This is a genomic window from Amycolatopsis sp. cmx-4-54 (assembly GCF_046548895.1).
Lineage (GTDB): Bacteria > Actinomycetota > Actinomycetes > Mycobacteriales > Pseudonocardiaceae > Amycolatopsis.
Window position 1 is genome coordinate 613403 of the sequence record NZ_JAEBEJ010000004.1, and the last position, 16175, is coordinate 629577.

At 68.2% G+C, this 16175-nt stretch carries 16 protein-coding genes; 8 read left to right on the forward strand and 8 right to left on the reverse strand.

The features are described 5' to 3' along the window. Nucleotides 1-876 (reverse strand): TIGR03619 family F420-dependent LLM class oxidoreductase, encoded by an 876-nt coding sequence (locus ACLJQ7_RS16710; RefSeq protein ID WP_410649111.1) that lies wholly within the window; start codon nt 874-876, stop codon nt 1-3. A 110-nt stretch (nt 877-986) separates the two neighbouring features. Here ACLJQ7_RS16710 and ACLJQ7_RS16715 point away from each other — a divergent pair, with 110 nt between their 5' ends. Next, nucleotides 987-1769 carry a hypothetical protein gene (locus ACLJQ7_RS16715; RefSeq protein WP_410649112.1) on the forward strand — a complete coding sequence of 261 codons (783 nt, stop codon included), beginning with the start codon at nt 987-989 and terminating at the stop codon, nt 1767-1769. A gap of 258 nt (nt 1770-2027) precedes the next feature. On the opposite strand, the gene ACLJQ7_RS16720 is transcribed toward ACLJQ7_RS16715, so the two are convergent. Both ACLJQ7_RS16720 and ACLJQ7_RS16725 read right to left on the reverse strand, forming a co-directional pair. Then, nucleotides 2028-2837 (reverse strand): Fpg/Nei family DNA glycosylase, encoded by an 810-nt coding sequence (locus ACLJQ7_RS16720; RefSeq protein ID WP_410649113.1) that lies wholly within the window; start codon nt 2835-2837, stop codon nt 2028-2030. 1 nt (nt 2838) lies between these two features. Continuing rightward, nucleotides 2839-3312: a ribose-5-phosphate isomerase gene (locus ACLJQ7_RS16725; protein ID WP_007034718.1), complete on the reverse strand. Its 474-nt coding sequence runs from the start codon at nt 3310-3312 to the stop codon at nt 2839-2841. Nucleotides 3313-3357: 45 nt separating this feature from the next. Here ACLJQ7_RS16725 and ACLJQ7_RS16730 point away from each other — a divergent pair, with 45 nt between their 5' ends. Together ACLJQ7_RS16730 and ACLJQ7_RS16735 are read left to right on the forward strand one after the other, a co-directional pair. Continuing rightward, nucleotides 3358-4077 (forward strand): 2-phosphosulfolactate phosphatase, encoded by a 720-nt coding sequence (locus ACLJQ7_RS16730; RefSeq protein ID WP_410649114.1) that lies wholly within the window; start codon nt 3358-3360, stop codon nt 4075-4077. Further along, complete coding sequence (locus tag ACLJQ7_RS16735; RefSeq protein WP_410649115.1) at nt 4074-4877, forward strand: MBL fold metallo-hydrolase; 804 nt, start codon at nt 4074-4076, stop codon at nt 4875-4877. The genes ACLJQ7_RS16730 and ACLJQ7_RS16735 overlap by 4 nt, the downstream gene beginning before the upstream one ends. Nucleotides 4878-4982: 105 nt before the next feature. Here the strand turns inward: ACLJQ7_RS16735 and ACLJQ7_RS16740 are convergent, their stop codons facing one another. Then, a complete protein-coding gene (locus ACLJQ7_RS16740; RefSeq protein ID WP_410649116.1) occupies nt 4983-5603 on the reverse strand; it encodes a disulfide bond formation protein DsbA in 621 nt (206 codons plus the stop codon). Between the two features lie 168 nt (nt 5604-5771). On the opposite strand from ACLJQ7_RS16740, the gene pepN reads away from it, so the two are divergent. Continuing rightward, entirely contained in the window at nt 5772-8345 is a 2574-nt protein-coding gene (pepN, locus tag ACLJQ7_RS16745) for an aminopeptidase N (RefSeq protein WP_410649117.1), read from the forward strand. A gap of 174 nt (nt 8346-8519) precedes the next feature. Here pepN and ACLJQ7_RS16750 read toward each other — a convergent pair whose 3' ends face one another. From ACLJQ7_RS16750 to ACLJQ7_RS16760, 3 genes are all read right to left on the reverse strand, one after another. After that, nucleotides 8520-9002, reverse strand: a complete 483-nt coding sequence (locus tag ACLJQ7_RS16750; RefSeq protein WP_410649118.1) for a DUF5130 family protein — start codon at nt 9000-9002, stop codon at nt 8520-8522. Further along, complete coding sequence (locus ACLJQ7_RS16755; RefSeq protein WP_410649119.1) at nt 8989-9246, reverse strand: hypothetical protein; 258 nt, start codon at nt 9244-9246, stop codon at nt 8989-8991. The genes ACLJQ7_RS16750 and ACLJQ7_RS16755 overlap by 14 nt, the downstream gene beginning before the upstream one ends. A gap of 750 nt (nt 9247-9996) precedes the next feature. Next, nucleotides 9997-10491: an HNH endonuclease gene (locus tag ACLJQ7_RS16760; RefSeq protein WP_007034711.1), complete on the reverse strand. Its 495-nt coding sequence runs from the start codon at nt 10489-10491 to the stop codon at nt 9997-9999. A gap of 431 nt (nt 10492-10922) precedes the next feature. Between ACLJQ7_RS16760 and ACLJQ7_RS16765 the strand changes: the two genes are divergently transcribed. The 3 genes from ACLJQ7_RS16765 to ACLJQ7_RS16775 are packed head-to-tail and all read left to right on the forward strand — an operon-like array spanning nt 10923 to nt 13868. After that, nucleotides 10923-11900 (forward strand): mechanosensitive ion channel family protein, encoded by a 978-nt coding sequence (locus tag ACLJQ7_RS16765; RefSeq protein ID WP_410649120.1) that lies wholly within the window; start codon nt 10923-10925, stop codon nt 11898-11900. 19 nt (nt 11901-11919) lie between these two features. Further along, complete coding sequence (locus ACLJQ7_RS16770; protein WP_125676391.1) at nt 11920-12315, forward strand: globin; 396 nt, start codon at nt 11920-11922, stop codon at nt 12313-12315. Then, nucleotides 12315-13868 carry a glycoside hydrolase family 13 protein gene (locus tag ACLJQ7_RS16775; protein ID WP_410649121.1) on the forward strand — a complete coding sequence of 518 codons (1554 nt, stop codon included), beginning with the start codon at nt 12315-12317 and terminating at the stop codon, nt 13866-13868. The genes ACLJQ7_RS16770 and ACLJQ7_RS16775 overlap by 1 nt, the downstream gene beginning before the upstream one ends. Nucleotides 13869-13946: 78 nt before the next feature. Here the strand turns inward: ACLJQ7_RS16775 and ACLJQ7_RS16780 are convergent, their stop codons facing one another. Then, the gene (locus ACLJQ7_RS16780) at nt 13947-15407 is read right to left on the reverse strand and encodes an LVIVD repeat-containing protein (protein ID WP_410649122.1); all 1461 of its coding nucleotides are present in this window, start codon (nt 15405-15407) and stop codon (nt 13947-13949) included. An 87-nt stretch (nt 15408-15494) separates the two neighbouring features. Here ACLJQ7_RS16780 and ACLJQ7_RS16785 point away from each other — a divergent pair, with 87 nt between their 5' ends. Then, on the forward strand, nt 15495-16136 hold the full coding sequence (locus tag ACLJQ7_RS16785; protein WP_410649123.1) for a DUF305 domain-containing protein: 642 nt from the start codon (nt 15495-15497) through the stop codon (nt 16134-16136). The last annotated feature ends 39 nt before the right edge of the window (nt 16137-16175 follow it).

Below are 16175 nucleotides of genomic sequence, written 5' to 3' on the forward strand. Positions count from 1 at the left end.
TCAGTCTCCGATCTTCGCGATGATCTCGTCGCCGAACTTCTTGATGGAATCCAGCTTCGGGCCGACTTCGGCGTCGAAACCGAGGCCGTCGAACACCCACGGCATGGTGATGATGTCGGTGACCCCGATGTCGCCCTGCTCGCGGTAGCCGTCGAGACCGAACTTGTCGATGCAGACGGCCTGGTACTCGAAGGGATCTTCGGCGCGGCCCTGGTCGGCCAGCAACCCGCGCAGTTTGGCGATCGTGTCGCGGAGGTCGTCGAACTTCATCATCGCCGACGACCAGCCGTCGGCGACGCGCGCGGCCCGGCGCAGCGCGACGTCGGTGTGCCCGCCGATGTAGAACGGCACGCGCGACGGCGGCGTCGGGCTCATCCGGAGCTTGTCGAAGTCGAAGAACTCGCCGTGGAATTCGACCATCCCGCCGTCGAGGATCAGGCGCAGCACCTCGATGGCCTCGTCCACGCGTTTACCGCGCTTCTCGTACGGCGCGCCGCACCAGCGGAACTCCTCCGGCGACCAGCCGACGCCGAGCCCGAGCCCGAAGCGGCCGCCGGTGAGCGCCGCGACCGAGTTGACCTGACGGGCGAGCAGGACCGGGTTGCGGGAGCCCAGTTTGAGCACGGAGGTGTAGAAGGTGAGCCGTTCGGTGACCGCGCCCATCGACGCGGCCGCGATCAGCGGATCGGCCCAGGGCGTCTCCTCGGTCCAGAAGCGACTGCCGTCGGGCGTGTACGGATAGTCGGCCGAGACCGTTTCGGAATAGAACAGGGAATCCGGGAGCGCGATCGAGGAGAAACCCGCTTCTTCGGCCGCACGGGCGAGCTCGCCGAGCTGATCGAGCGGGTTCATCGCGATCGACAGGGTGAACTTCATGGAGCCGAACTATAACGTGTTCTAGTTTCTCCCGCCAGTGCGCGCGGGAACCACCGGCGGGCGCACGGCGTTGATCCGAGCAAAGGCCGAACGATTCCTGGAGTGAACCCATGGGCACCGCGATCTTCCTGATCGTGCTCCTCGTCGTCGTGGTCGGCGGCGGCATCTACTTCGCGAAATCCCAGGCGGCGGCCAAGAAGCGCCAGCTGGACGACGCGAAGGCGGACGCACGGCGCCTCGTCGAACGACTGGGCGGTCAGGTCATGAACCTCACCGGCACGGACACCGCCTCGCAGCAGGCGATGGCGGACGCGTCCGAACGTTTCACCGCGGCGGGCTCCCAGATGGAGCAGGCGCAGACCGTCGAGCAGGCCCGCCTGGTGCGCGAGACCGCCATCGAAGGGCTCTACTACGTCCGCGCGGCCCGCCTCGCGATGGGCATGGACCCCGGTCCGGAGCTGCCTGGCAGCGAAGAGCGGGACAGGGCGGGCAAGGTCACCGAGCACCGCTCGGTCGACGTCGAGGGCGAGCACTACGAGGCTTCGCCGGACCCGAGCCAGCGGACGCCGCACTACTACCCCGGCGGCCGGGTGGCGGGCCGCCCGGTGCCGCAGGGCTGGTACAGCGAGCCGTGGTGGAAGCCCGCGCTCGTCGCCGGCGCCTGGGGTCTCGGTTCGATGCTGCTGTTCAGCGCGATGTTCTCCGGCATGGCGGGTATCGCGAGCGCGTCGGCTTGGGAGTCGGGTTACGACGCGGGCCAGGAGGACGCCGGTGCCGGTGATGCCGCCGGCGGCGACGCGGGCGCCGGAGGCGACGCGGGCGGGGACGCCGGTGGGTTTGACGGCGGCGGCTTCGATGGCGGCGGATTCGACGGCGGTGGCTTCGACTTCTAGCCCGGCGTTGCCCCTGCCTTCAACGCTATGAAAGGTCCTTTCCTTGCAAATTTTGCAAGGAAAGGACCTTTCATAGCGTTCGGGACCGGTTCGCGAACGTCGTGGAGCACGGTCAGCTTGGGACGGTAAGCGGCGGCGGCGCGTGTTGCGAAAGCCACTTTCGCAACGCTGAAGGTTGCGAAAGTGGCTTTCGCAACACGCGCACCGGCCCCGAGGGGAACCGTGCACCACAGAGGTGCGGTGTCCGCATCGAGACCGTCAGGCGGGCTGGCAGGTCGGGCACCAGAAGAGGTTCCGCGCCGCCAGATCGCTCCGCAGCACCGCCGTCCCGCATACGAGACAAGGCATCCCCTCGCGCCGGTAGACGTAGACCTCGCCCCCGTGCCGGTCCTGCCGCGGCGCGCGGCCCGTGACCTCGGGCAGATGCTCCGGCGCGACCGTGTCGATCCGTCCCACCCGGACACCGTGCCGCATGAGCGTCACGAGATCCGCCCACATGTCCTCCCACAGCGCGCGATCGAGCGCACGGCCTGGAACCAGCGGGGCGACACCGTGCCGGAACAACACTTCGGCGCGATACACGTTGCCGACGCCCGCCAGCACCGACTGGTCCATCAGCAGTGCCGCGATCGACGTCTTCGACCGCGAGATCCGCTCCCATGCCTTGTCCGGCTTCGCGTCGCGGCGCAGCGGATCAGGGCCCAGCCGCGCCTTGATCGCGTCCACCTGGGGCCCGTCGAGCAGTTCGCACCGGGTCGGGCCGCGCAGGTCGGCGAAGTGTGTCGGGCCGGCCAGCCGCATCCGCACCTGCCCCACCGGTTCCGGAACGGGCAGCGGCACGTCGGAGAACATGCCGTAGAGGCCGAGATGGACGTGCACCGTCCCGTGTGGACCGTAGTCGTGGAACAGGTGCTTCCCGTACGCCTCGGCCTTCACCAGCACCCGGCCGTCCAAACGGGACGCTTCGGCGGCGAACCGTCCTTGCGGGCTGCTCACCTCGACCGGATGCCCGGCGAACCGGCGTTTGTGCAGACGTGCCAAGCGATGGAGCGTGTGCCCCTCGGGCATGTCAGTGCTCGGGCAGCGGCGGCGGCCAGCCGGTGTTCTCGTAGTCCAGGATCTGCTGGACGCGGCGGCCGTGGCGCTCGTCCGGGCTCGGCGGGGTCGCGAGGAACGCCTCGACGATCTCCGTGGCCTCTTCGGTGGTGTGCATCCGCGCGCCGACGCCGATCAGCTGGGCGTGGTTGTGCTCGCGGGTGAGCTTCGCGGTCTCGACGCTCCACGCGAGGCCGGCGCGAGCGCCCTTGACCTTGTTGGCCGCGATCTGCTCGCCGTTGCCGGAGCCGCCGACGACGATGCCGAGGCTGCCCTCGTCCGCGACGACGCGGCGGGCCGCTTCGATGCAGAAAGCGGGGTAGTCGTCGGCCGCGTCGTAGACGAAGGGGCCGACGTCCTCGACGTCGTGACCCTGCTCCTTGAGGTGGGCCACGAGGTGGTTCTTCAGTTCGAAACCGGCATGGTCGGAGCCAAGGTAAACACGCACAGCGCGGAGTCTGCCATCACGTTCCGGCGCGGGCATGCTGTGGGGGTGGACATCAGACTCGAATGGGGAAGCGAGGGCGTCACCGCCTTGGGCGCCGACTGCGCCGTTCTCGTCATCGTCGACGTGCTTTCCTTCTGCACCACAACGGATCTCGTGCTCGGCAACGGCGGCCGGGTCCTTCCGGTCCGCTGGAGCGATCAGCGCGGTGAGGAGGCCGCGAAGGCGCGGGGCGCCATCCTCGCGGGTGAAAAACGCTGGTCCTTGCGACCTTCGTCTGTGACGGAAATCCCTTCCGGCACCCTCCTCGGGCTTCCCTCCCCCAATGGCGCCACGCTGTGCGACGCCGCCGCCACGACCGGTGCTCAGGTCCTGGCTGGCTGCCTGCGCAACGCGACCGCCGTCGCCGCCCGCGCGGCGGAGCTGGCGGACGGGCGCCCGATCGGCGTCGTCCCGGCCGGGGAACGCTGGGGTATCGACCTCCGCGCCGAAACCAAGACGTTCGGCCCGCTCAGACCGTGCGTCGAGGACCAGCTCGGCGCGGGAGCGATCGCCGCGGCACTGGACGGCTACGGCCGCCTGTCCGCCGAAGCCCGTCTCGCGGCCATCGCGGTGAAAGCGATCGACATCGCCGAAGCGCTGACAGAGTGTGCTTCAGGACGTGAACTCGCCGCGGCCGGGCACGCGAACGACGTGCGGCTCGCCGCGGAGCTCGACACAAGCAGCACGGTTCCGGTGCTGCGCAACGGAATTCTGGAGGATTCGTGACTTGGCTCGAACTCGCGGACGGCGTGTACGCCCGCCGTTACGAGGAGCTGGACCTGACCGTCGGCCTCGTCGTGGGCGGTGAGCGCTGCCTGGTCGTCGACGTCCGCGGGGACGTCGACCAGGGTGCCGAACTGGCCGCGGCGGTACGGGAGATCACGCCGCTGCCGTGGTCGGTCGTCTACACCCACGCGCATTTCGACCACGCCTTCGGCACGACGGCGTTCCTGCCGTGCGACGTCTGGGCGCACGAACGGTGCCTGACCGAGCTGACCACCTACGGCGAGGGCGCGCGGCACAAATGGATCCAGCACTACCTCGGCGAAAATCGCCCTGAGATGGCGGAGGCGCTGGAACGCACCGAGATCACCTTGCCGGACAAACCGGTCACCGACACCGCCGAGATCGACCTCGGCGGCCGTACCGTCGTGCTGCGGTTCCTCGGCCGGGCGCACACCGATCACGACCTGTTCGTGCACTTGCCCGACGCGGGAGTCGTCTACGCGGGCGACGCCGTCGAGAACGCCGAAGCGGGCTTCAGTGCGTTCTCCTTCAACGACGGCACCTCGCTGGCCGAATGGCCCGGCGTGATGGACGCGATCCTCGCGCTGGAGCCGAAGATCATCGTGGCCGGCCATGGGGACCCCGTCGGCACCACGTTCCTCGAGAAGCACCGCGACGGGCTGCGCGAGCTCGTCGCGCTCAAGACCCGGGTCGCGGCGGGAGACCTCACGACGGACGAAGCCGTCGCGAGGTCTTCCTACCCCGAGGATGTCACCAGGGCCGCCCTGGAAACGCCTTAGGCGTTGTCCTGCAAGTCATGTTCGCGGTCTTCGCGCCCAGGCGGCCCCTGACGGCAGGAACCACCTGGATCACGAAGCCCATCGAACAGACGCACAGGACACCGCCTAGTCGAAGTTCAGCTCACCGGACCGGGTGCGCTTCAGCTCGAAGAAGTCCGGGTAGCTCGCCAGCGCACGGGCGCCGTCGAAGACCTTGACGGCATCCTCGCCACGCGGGATCGAGCTGAGCACCGGGCCGAAGAAGGCGACGCCGTCGATGTGGATGGTCGGGGTGCCGACGTCCATTCCGACCGGATTCATACCTTCGTAGTGACTCTTTTTCAGCGCTTCGTCGTACTCGGTCGACTCCGCCGCCTCGGCCAGCTCGGCCGGGGCGCCGATGGCTTCGAGGGTCTCCTTGATGACCTTCGGGATGTCCTTCTCGCCCTGGTTGTGATGGCGCGTGCCGAACTCCGTGTAGAACTCGCGCAGCGCCTCCTCGCCGTTCTTCTGCGCGAGCGCGGTGGCGACGCGGACGGGGCCCCAGCCGCGGTCCAACAGCTCCTTGTACTGCTCAGGCAGGTCCTCGCGGCCGCTGTTGAGCTCGGACAGGCTCATGATCCGGAACCTCAGATCGAGGTCCCGGTGCTTCTCCACTTCGAGGATCCAGCGCGAGCTGATCCACGCGAAGGGGCAGATCGGATCGAAGTAGAAGTCGACCTTGGTCTTCTCGGACGGGGCGGTCATCAGGTTCTCCCAGTGCCATCGTCTTGGGCCGGCCGGTGCGCACACCGGTGCTACACAGCGAGCCAACATCGCGGCCATCGGCGTTGTTCCCGTCGTCAGCACCGGCCTGGACATGATTGGATGCCTGTAGTTGGAAACCAAAACCGATACCGATGACCAGAGGTGCCAGTGCCCGCCCCCAACCTGACCCGAGACCAAGCCAAGCTGCGCGCGGAGCTGCTCGACGTCGAGTCCTACGACATCGAGCTGGATCTGACCGACGGCCGCGGCGGTCCCGGTGAAAAGACCTTCACTTCGAAGACGACGATCAAGTTCGCCAGCGCCAGAAGCGGCGAAGCGTCGTGGGTCGACATCGTCGCCGAGGGGATCGAGTCGGCCGTCCTCAACGGGACGGAACTCGACGTCAGCGGGTACGTCGAGGACAAGGGCGTCGAGCTGCCCGCGCTCGCCGGGTCGAACGAGCTCGTCGTGGACGCGGTCTGCCGGTACATGAACACCGGCGAGGGCCTGCACCGGTTCGTCGACCCGGTCGACGACGGCGTCTACCTCTACACGCAGTTCGAGACCGCGGACGCGAAGCGCATGTTCGCCTGCTTCGACCAGCCCGACCTCAAATCGGTCTACCGGCTCACCGTGGTCGCGCCGAAGGACTGGAAGGTCATTTCGAACGCGCTGATCGAGTCGACGGAGGAGACCCCGGAAGGGGCCGTCCGCACCGTGTTCAAGGTGTCCGAGCGGATCTCGACGTACCTGGTCGCGCTCATCGCGGGCCCGTACAGCGAGTGGCGCGACGAATTCACCGACGAGCACCGCACGATCCCGCTGGGCATCTACTGCCGCGCCTCGCTCGCCGAGCACATGGACGCGGACAAGCTCTTCACCGAGACCAAGCAGGGTTTCGCCTTCTACCACGACAAGTTCGCCACCTCGTACCCGTTCTCCAAGTACGACCAGCTGTTCGTGCCGGAGTTCAACGCGGGCGCGATGGAGAACGCCGGCGCGGTCACCTTCCTGGAGGACTACGTCTTCCGCAGCCGCGTCACCCGCTACGCCTACGAGCGCCGCGCCGAGACGCTGCTGCACGAAATGGCGCACATGTGGTTCGGCGACCTGGTCACCATGCGCTGGTGGGACGACCTGTGGCTGAACGAGTCGTTCGCGACCTTCGCGAGCGTGCTGGCCCAGGCCGAGGCCACCGAGTACAAGAACGCGTGGACCAGCTTCGCGAACATCGAGAAGTCATGGGCGTACCGGCAGGACCAGCTGCCCTCGACGCATCCGATCGCCGCGGACATCGTCGACCTGCACGCGGTCGAGGTGAACTTCGACGGCATCACCTACGCCAAGGGCGCGAGCGTGCTCAAGCAGCTCGTCGCCTACGTCGGGCTCGACCACTTCCTCGAAGGTCTGAAGGTCTACTTCGGCAAGCACGCCTGGGGCAACGCGACCCTCGCGGACCTGCTGGGCGCGCTGGAAGAGGCGTCGGGCCGCGACCTGTCGTGGTGGAGCGCGCAGTGGCTGGAGACCACTGGTCTCAACTCGCTGAGCCCGCGCTACGAGGTCGGCGCCGACGGCGCGTACACCGCGTTCGCCGTCACCCAGACCGGCGCCAAGCCGGGTGCCGGTGAGCTGCGGACGCACCGGGTCGCGGTTGGCGTCTACGACGAGGACGAGAACGGCAAGATCGTCCGCAAGCACCGTGTCGAACTCGACGTCGACGGCGAGCGCACCGAGGTGCCGGCGCTGGTCGGTCTCCCGGCGGGCAAGCTCGTGCTGGTCAACGACGACGACCTGACCTACTGCACGATGCGGCTCGACCCGGCGTCGCTGACCACGCTGATCGACCGCATCGCCGACATCACCGATCCGCTGCCCCGCACGCTGTGCTGGTCGGCGGCGTGGGAGATGACGCGCGAGGCCGAGCTCAAGGCCCGCGACTTCGTCACCCTGGTCCAGCGCGGCGTGCACACCGAGACCGAGGTCGGCGTGGTGCAGCGGCTGCTGCTGCAGGCGCAGACGGCGCTGAACTCGTACGCGAACCCGGCGTGGGCGGCGGACAAGGGCTGGCCGGAGTTCTCTTCGCGGCTGCTGGAGCTGGCGCAGGGCGCGGAGGCCGGTTCGGACCACCAGCTGGCGTTCGTGAACTCGCTCGCCGGCTGCGTGCTCGACGACAAGACGCTGGCGATCATCGCGGGCTGGCTCGACGGCACGGCGCCGCTGGAGGGCCTGACCGTCGACACCGACCTGCGCTGGCGCTTGCTGCACGCGCTGGTCGCGCACGGCAAGGCGGAGAACCCCGAGATCGACGCGGAGCTCACCAAGGACGACACCGCCGCCGGACGGCGTCAGGCGGAGCGCTCGCGGGCGCTGCGGCCGACCGAGGACGCGAAGGCCGACGCGTGGCAGCGGGCGGTGTACGACGACGAGCTGCCCAACGCGGTCAGCGACTCGCTCATCACCGGCTTCTCCCACCCCGGCCAGAAGCACCTGCTCGGCGGCTACGTGACGCGCTACTTCGAGGTCATCGACGAGGTGTGGCAGCGGCGCTCCAGCGAGCGGGCGCAGCCGACCGTGGTCGGGCTGTACCCGTCGTGGGCCGTCGAGCCGTCGACGGTGGAGGCGTCGGACGCGTGGCTGACCGGGGAGCACCCGGCGGCGCTGCGCCGTCTCGTGTCGGAAGGCCGGGCCGGGATCGTGCGGGCGCTGGCCGCCCGTGAGTTCGACTCGCAGGCCGGGCTCTAGTCCCGTAATGCAATGAAAGGTCCTTTCCTGGCAAATTTTGCAAGGAAAGGACCTTTCATAGCGTTCGGGAGGCCCAGCGAGCGAGACCGTCAGCCCCAGAAGTAGTGAAGGCCTCCTTCCCTACCCTCAAGGTAGGCAAGGAGGCCTTCACGGCTGTAAAGCGGCTGAAGAGCGTCAGTGCTGCGGAGCGCCGGCCTGGTCGCTCAGCATGCGGAGGGCGTTCACGAGGCCGCCGATGAGGTCGCCTTCCTTGAAGGAGGCGACCATGCTGGCCACGGCGAGCTTCGCGCCGCGGTCCGGCAGGCGGAACCGCGCCTGCGTGCCCGTCACGATCTCGATGACGCGCTGGCCGGGCGACACGGCGACGATCACGCCGTCGGCCGGGTTGTCGGTCGAGCTCAGCAGGCCTTCGGCGGTGACGCGGGTGTCCTCGCCGAGGTCGCCGAGGTACACACTGAAGTCCAGGCCGGTCTCGCGGCTGGCCAGGGTCAGCGCCTCGTCCAGCCGGGCAAGCTGCTGGATCGTGAATGGGCTGTTCGGACCAGCCGGTTCGTACATCTTGGCGGCGGAAATCCGGCCGCTGGAAGTAACGGCGGCGCCGTAACCGGGCTCTTCGTCAACAGCGGTGGACGAATGGGTCAGTTCACCAGTTGCCACGAGCGCCTCCCGTCACCGAAGCTCCGTCCACCGCACCGACGGCGGTCGCGCCGCCCGCGTGCGAATGCCTGGCGCCGACACCGTCGGGGTTGGCGCTCCACCACATGGCCGGGTACTCCCACGGCTGCCCCGGCCGGTACCGGGCGACGCCCGCGCCCTTCGACCGCAGCGTGGCCACCCCGCAAAGCGCGTAGATGACCAAGGGGATCACCGCGAAGACCAGGATCGTCTCGACAAGGTTCACGCGCGTGAGCGTATCCGATGGCGCGGGGCCGCACCCGCTCGCACGGCACCTACCGCTCGTCCTCCGGAGGTGGCCGTCCGCCGCTTGCCGCGAAAGCGCTCCCACGTTGGGGCGAAGCCCGCAAGGCCGAAAGGTTGCAACTCAACGTACGGGCGGCCGCACCCGGCGCTGTCGTCTTGTCGCGGCCTTGAAATCCTCGTAGCTTTTTCACCTGTACGGGCCTTGCGCCCAGCTCCCCCACCCCAGCAGGTAACGCACCGGTCGCAGGAGGATATGTCATGCAGAGCACCCAGACACCCGGCCAGGCGATCATCGACGACATTTCGTCACTCTTCGAAATTGAATTCGTACCCGGTACGCGTGTGACGGCGGGCACACGGGTTACGCGCGGTACTCGTGTCACTCGCGGTACGCGGGTCACCGCCGGCACCCGGGTGACCCGGGGAACCCGCGTCACCCGAGGCACTCGCGTCACCGCCGGCACCCGCGTCACGCGCGGAACCCGGGTCACTCGCGGCACTCGCGTGACCGCCGGAACCCGCGTCACCTGCGGCACGCGTGTCACTCGGGGCACCCGCGTCACCCGTGGCACCCGCGTCACCTGCCAGAGCGACTTCTCGCTCGCCGCCTGAGCCCGGGCACGACCGGTCAAGTAGGGGACGGCGTACTCGTAACGAGCTTCACCACGGCATCATCGGCCCGCCCCGGCCGCCGAAAGGCAGCCGGGGCGCCGACGTGTCCACAACCGGGTCAGGCCGCGGTTCCCAGGTACGGCCGCCACAGTGGGTCGGCCTCCTTCGAATGCGCGAGCAGCCGCCAGTGCGGCCCGTGCGGGGCCCTCGGCACGACGCGCAGGCGCCAGCCGATCTCGGAAAGCAGCTTGTCCGCCTTCCGGTGGTTGCACTTGGCGCAGCAGGCCACGCAGTTCGTCCAGCTATGGGGGCCACCACGACTGCGCGGGACGACGTGGTCGATCGTCTCGGCCCGCCCTCCGCAGTAGGCGCAGCGGTACCGGTCGCGGTGCATCAGCCCGGCCCGGGTCAGCGGCACCTGCGCGCGGTAGGGCACGCGTACGTAGGTGCTCAGCCGGATCACCGAAGGCACGGGCAGCGAGACCGTGGCGGCGTGCAGTTCGAGACCCGCCGGGTCGCCGTGCACCACCTCGGCCTTGCCGCACATCACGAGGACCACCGCCCGCCGCAACGGCAGCGCCGTGAGCGGTTCGAACGTGGCGTTCAACAGCAATACCCGTCTGCGGCCCCAGGACGACCCTGTGGTCGTGGTGGGTACCGCCGTGGTCGACGGATCCCGCCCTCTACGCTGTCCGGGCGGGCGGGCAACACCCCCTGGCCGCGTTCCCGGCCCGCCCGGTGGAGCCCCGTGCGAGGGGGCACCTCCCGGATGGGCGCGCAACACGACCTCCGGCGCCTGTCCGGCCAAGGCTTGGCTCGGGACGCCGAGGGGGATGGGTTGTCGGTCTGGCACTCGACCACCTCCACCGGTGCAGGCATAGTCGACCACAGATCAGCCCCAAAGCGCACGTGTGTTACTGGACGTGTCACATGCGCGCGACCCGGCGGCCACATGAAGTTGGGTGATTCGCCCCCGCCGCGGCCGCCCGCCGCAGCGAGCGGCGAACGTGATCCCCGCCGAGTACGAAAGGACATTTCCTCTCAGTGAACCTGCTGCCCACCGAACCCCCGGCTTGCACGCGAGACGCCGAAACGTTCTGCTACCAGGTGTTCCAGGTCACAAAGAACGAATGGCTCGCCGCGTCGGCGGGCTGGCTGCTGACCAAGCCGCTCAGGATCCTGATGATCCTTGCCGTGGCGTTCCTGCTGCGGTACCTGGTGCGACGCCTGATCAACCGCGTGACGCGGATGCCGAGCGGCTCCTCGAAGCTGCCCGCCCTGTTGAGACCGCTGCGGGAGAAGGCGCCCGAAGTGCTCGGCTCGGCGGTGATGGAACGACGCCGTCAGCGCGCCGCCACCATCGGCTCGGTGCTCAAGTCGATGGCGACGTTCCTGATCTACGGCCTCGCGTTCATCCTCGTACTGGGCGAACTGGGCATCGACCTGGCGCCGATCATCGCCTCCGCCGGCATCGTCGGGGTCGCGCTCGGTTTCGGCGCGCAGAACCTCGTCAAGGACTTCCTGTCCGGCATGTTCATGATGATCGAGGACCAGTACGGCGTCGGTGACGTCGTCGACGTCGGTGAGGCGTCCGGCACCGTCGAGGCCGTCGGCCTCCGGATCACCACCCTGCGTGACATCAACGGCACCGTCTGGTACGTCCGCAACGGCGAGGTGCTGCGGGTCGGCAACTCGAGCCAGGGCTTCGCGGTGGCCGTCGTCGACGTCCCGCTCAGCTACTCCGCCGACGTCGAGAAGGCCATCGGGCTGCTGGCAGACAAGTCGAAGACACTCCTCGAGAGTGAAGGGCTGGCGCCCAATGTGCTCGAGCCGCCCGAGATGCTCGGTGTGGAGACAGTCACACCGGAGGGCATCAAGGTCCGCCTGACGGTGAAGGTCCGGCCCGGCAAGCAGTGGGCCGTGCAGCGCGCGCTGCGGGCGCATCTGCTCGCCGCGTTGGACGAAGCCGGCTTCGAGCCACCGCTGGGGCGCTTTATGTCCGCCGGCCCCGCCCCGCAGTAGGCAAGGGCAGAATGGAGCTGTGTCCGTGACCGAACCTGACCCCACCACCTTGTACGAGGCGATCGGCGGTGAACCCGTCTTCACCCGGATCGTCGCGCGGTTCTACGCCGAAGTCGCGGTCGACGAGGTGCTCCGCCCGCTCTATCCGGAGGAGGACCTCGGCCCGGCCGAGGAGCGTTTCCGGCTGTTCCTCATGCAGTACTGGGGCGGCCCGCACACCTACTCGGATCAGCGCGGTCATCCTCGGCTGCGGATGCGGCACGCTCCGTTCAAGATCGGCCCGATCGAACGCGACGCCTGGCTGCGCTGCATCAAGATCGCGGTCGACGAGGAGAACATCGAGGAGCCCTACCGCTCGCAGCTGTGGGCGTACCTGGAGATGGCCGCCAACAGCATGATGAACAGCTTCGTGTGATGGAACGCGACGTGGCTTGGTGGGCCCAGGCGGTCTTCTACCAGGTCTACGTACGCTCGTTCGCCGATTCGGACGGGGACGGCGTCGGTGACCTCGAAGGCATTCGCGGCAAGCTCGGGTATCTGGAGCTGCTCGGGGTCGACGCGCTGTGGCTGACGCCGTTCTACCGGTCCCCCATGGCCGATCACGGCTACGACATCGCCGACCCGCGCGACGTCGACCCGATGTTCGGCACCCTCGGCGATTTCGACGTCCTGCTGACCGAGGCGCACAAACGCGACATCAAGGTCACCGTCGACGTCGTCGGAAACCACACCAGCAACACCCACGCCTGGTTCAAATCGGCGATGGCGGCGCCGCCGGGCAGCCCGGAACGGGATCGCTACATCTTCCGTGACGGGCTCGGCCCGCGCGGCGACCAGCCGCCGAACAACTGGGTCAGCGCGTTCGGCGGCACGGCGTGGACGCGGGTCCCGGACGGCCAGTGGTACCTGCACCTGTTCTCGCCGCAGCAGCCGGACCTGAACTGGACCAACCACGAGGTCGCCGCCGATCTGGAGCGGACCCTGCGGTTCTGGCTGGACCACGGCGTGGACGGTTTCCGCGTCGACGTCGCGCACGGCATGGCGAAACCGCCGGGCCTGCCGGACATGGACCCGCGGGTGAACGCGCTCGGGCCGAGCGAGTTCTACGATCCGCGGTTCGACAACGACCGCGTCCACGAGATCCACCGGATGATCCGCAAGGTGCTCGACGAGTACCCGGGCACCATGGCCGTCGGCGAGATCTGGGTGACCGACGAGGAACGTCTCGCGCGCTACCTGCGGCCCGACGAACTGCACCTGGCGTTCAACTTCCGGCTCGTGCTCACGCATTTCGACGCGGACGCGCTGCGGACGGCCATCGAGCGGTCGCTGGCGGTGCCGAAGTCCGCCGGAGCGCCCGCCACCTGGACGTTGAGCAACCACGACGTCTGGCGGCAGGTCAGCCGGTACGGCGACGGGGAACGCGGCGTCCGGCGCGCGCGGGCGATGGCGCTCGTCGAGCTCGCGCTGCCCGGGGCGGTCTATCTGTACAACGGCGAAGAACTGGGGCTCGGCAACGTCGACATCCCGCCCGACGCGGTCGCGGACCCGCGGGCCAAGACCTCCGGCGCCGAGTTCGGCCGGGATGCGTCACGGGTGCCGCTGCCGTGGGAAGGCGACCTGCCGCCGTTCGGGTTCTCGCGTAATCCGCGCACGTGGCTGCCGATGCCCGCTTCGTGGGCTTCGGTGACCGTGGAAGCGCAGCTGGAGGATCCGGCGTCGACGTTGTCGCTGTACCGGCGGGCGATCGAGATCCGTAAGTCGCACAAGGCTTTCCGCGGCGAAGACCTCGAGTGGTACGGCGCGCCCGCGGGGTGTTTCGCGTTCCGGCGGCGTGGCGGCGGGCTGGTGTGCGCGCTGAACACCTCGGCGAGCCCGATCGCGCTGCCGCCGGGTGAGGTACTGCTGTCGAGCGTTCCGCTGGTGGACGGGAAACTGCCGCCGGACGCGGCCGCCTGGCTCGTCTGAGGCTCGGCCCCGTTGCAATGAAAGGCCCCTTCATTGCAAATTTTGCAATGAAGGGGCCTTTCATCTCACGCTAATGGGCTACTTGTTGAAGCCCGGGTGCAGCTTGTACTGCGTCTGGGCGTTGAACTCGTTCTGCCGGACGAACTTCGCCGGGAAGGTCCGCCAGTCGTTGAGGTCCAGGACGTCCAGGCCCTTCACGAGGTCGGACGAGTAGATGTGGCCGTTGTACCAGTACGCCGACCATGTCCCACCGCCGACGAGCTTCTCGTTCGAGAGCGGGCCACGCTCCCAGAACGCGATCTCCTTCGGGTTCTTGGCGTCGGTGAAGTCCCACACCGAGACGCCGCCCTGGTACCAGGACTGGACCATGATGTCCTTGCCCGGCACCGGGATCAGCGAACCGTTGTGCGCCACGCAGTTCTCGGTCTCGGACTGCAGGCGCGGGATCTTGTAGTAGCTGACGAACTCCAGCTTGCGGTCGTCGCCGCGGCCGGTGATCTGGTAGATGCCGTTGGCGCCGCGGGTGGAGCCGAACTTCTCCAGGCAGGTCGCCATGCCACCGCCGCCGAGTTCGTCGGTGAAGACGATCTTGGTGGCGTCGTTGTTGAAGGTGGCGCTGTGCCAGAACGCGAAGTTCACGTTGTCCTGCACACGGTTGAGGACCCGCGGCTTGAGCCGGTCGGAGATGTCGAGCAGAACGCCGTCACCCATGCAGGCACCGGCCATCAGGTCCTTCTCCGGCAGCGCCGTCAGGTCGTGGCAGCCGGTGGTCGGCGACCGGCGGGTGCCGTCGGGGTTGGTGCCACCGGGGTTGCCGCCGCCGTCGACGGCCGGGAACAGCACCGGGGTCGCGACGAGCGCGGCCTTCTTCGGGTCCTTCACGGGGACCTTGATGATCGACAGCTTGTCGTGCGGCGGCTGGCAGTCGGGCAGGTTGGTCGCCGGCGCGTACGACGAGACGTAGATGTAGACGTCCTTGCCGCGCTTGTCCGGCACCAGGGTGTTGGTGTGCGAACCGCAGTCCGTCTCGATCGCCGCGACGTACTTGGGCGCCGCGAGGTTCGAGATGTCGAAGATCTTGATGCCCTCCCACGACGTCTTGTCCGAGGCGGGCTTCGCGACACTGTTGCAGGAGTTGTCGCTGCGCGCGTAGTCGGTCGACAGGAAGAGCAGGTCACCGGAGATCGACACGTCGTTCTGCCCGCCGGGGCACAGGACCTGGCTGACGATCTTCGGACGGTACGGGTTGCGGACGTCGAAGACGTTGAAACCGTCGTAGGTGCCGACGATCGCGTGTCCCTTCGTGAACGCGATGTCGGTGCCGGTCGAGTCCTTGGTGAACGGTCCCTGCTGCGGGACGTTCGCGATCGACCGGAGGTTGGGGCTGTGGACGATCTCGTCCACGCCCGGAATCGCGGTCGCCGACGGTTCGGCGATGACGGCCGGCGCGGCGAACGCGCTGGAGGCCCCGAGGGCGGCGACTGCGGCCGCCGACACGAAGACCCTGGTCAAGCGGCGTTTCAGCCCAGGCTGCAGCACGATATGGCTCTCCTTCCACCCAGCTTTACGCGCACCTTATTCCTTATTTAGGCTCAACAGATACCGACCAACGGAGGAACTCCCGGGATGAGAAAAAGTTTGACATCGGCACTGGTCGCCGCTGCTTTCGCAGTCTCGGGCTGCACCGGCGACGAAACACCGGCGCAACCGGCCCAAAGTGCTCCGGTGATCGTGCCCGGGAAGCCCGGAGAGCAGGCCGGCACCGGCTCCCCCGGCCCGGTGAACCGCGATCAGCCCAACGAGGCCGACGTCGAGTACATGACGATGATGATCCCGCATCACGAGCAGGCGAAGGTGATGACGGATCTGGTGCCGGGCAAGACGGCGAACGAGCAGATCCGGGCGATCGCCGGGCGGATCTCGGTCGCGCAGGACGGCGAGGTCACGATGATGAAGACCTGGCTGTCCGACCGCGGCAAGCCGGTCCCGGGCGAAGGGCACGCCGGCCACGGCGGGCACGACCATGCGCTCATGCCGGGGATGGCGACCGAGGCCCAGCTGGCGGATCTGCGCGCGGCGAACGGCGTGGCGTTCGAAAAGCTGTTCCTCGACCTGATGATCGCGCACCATCAGGGCGCGCTGACCATGGCGGAAGCCCAGCTCGGCAAGGGTGTGGAGATCAAGGCGCAGGAGATGGCGCAGGAGGTCGTCACCGGCCAGTCCGCCGAGATCGAGCGGATGAAGACCATGTTGTCTGCCATGCGCTGACGCAAACATTTCGCAGGGCAGAGCCGCGAACTCGTCACT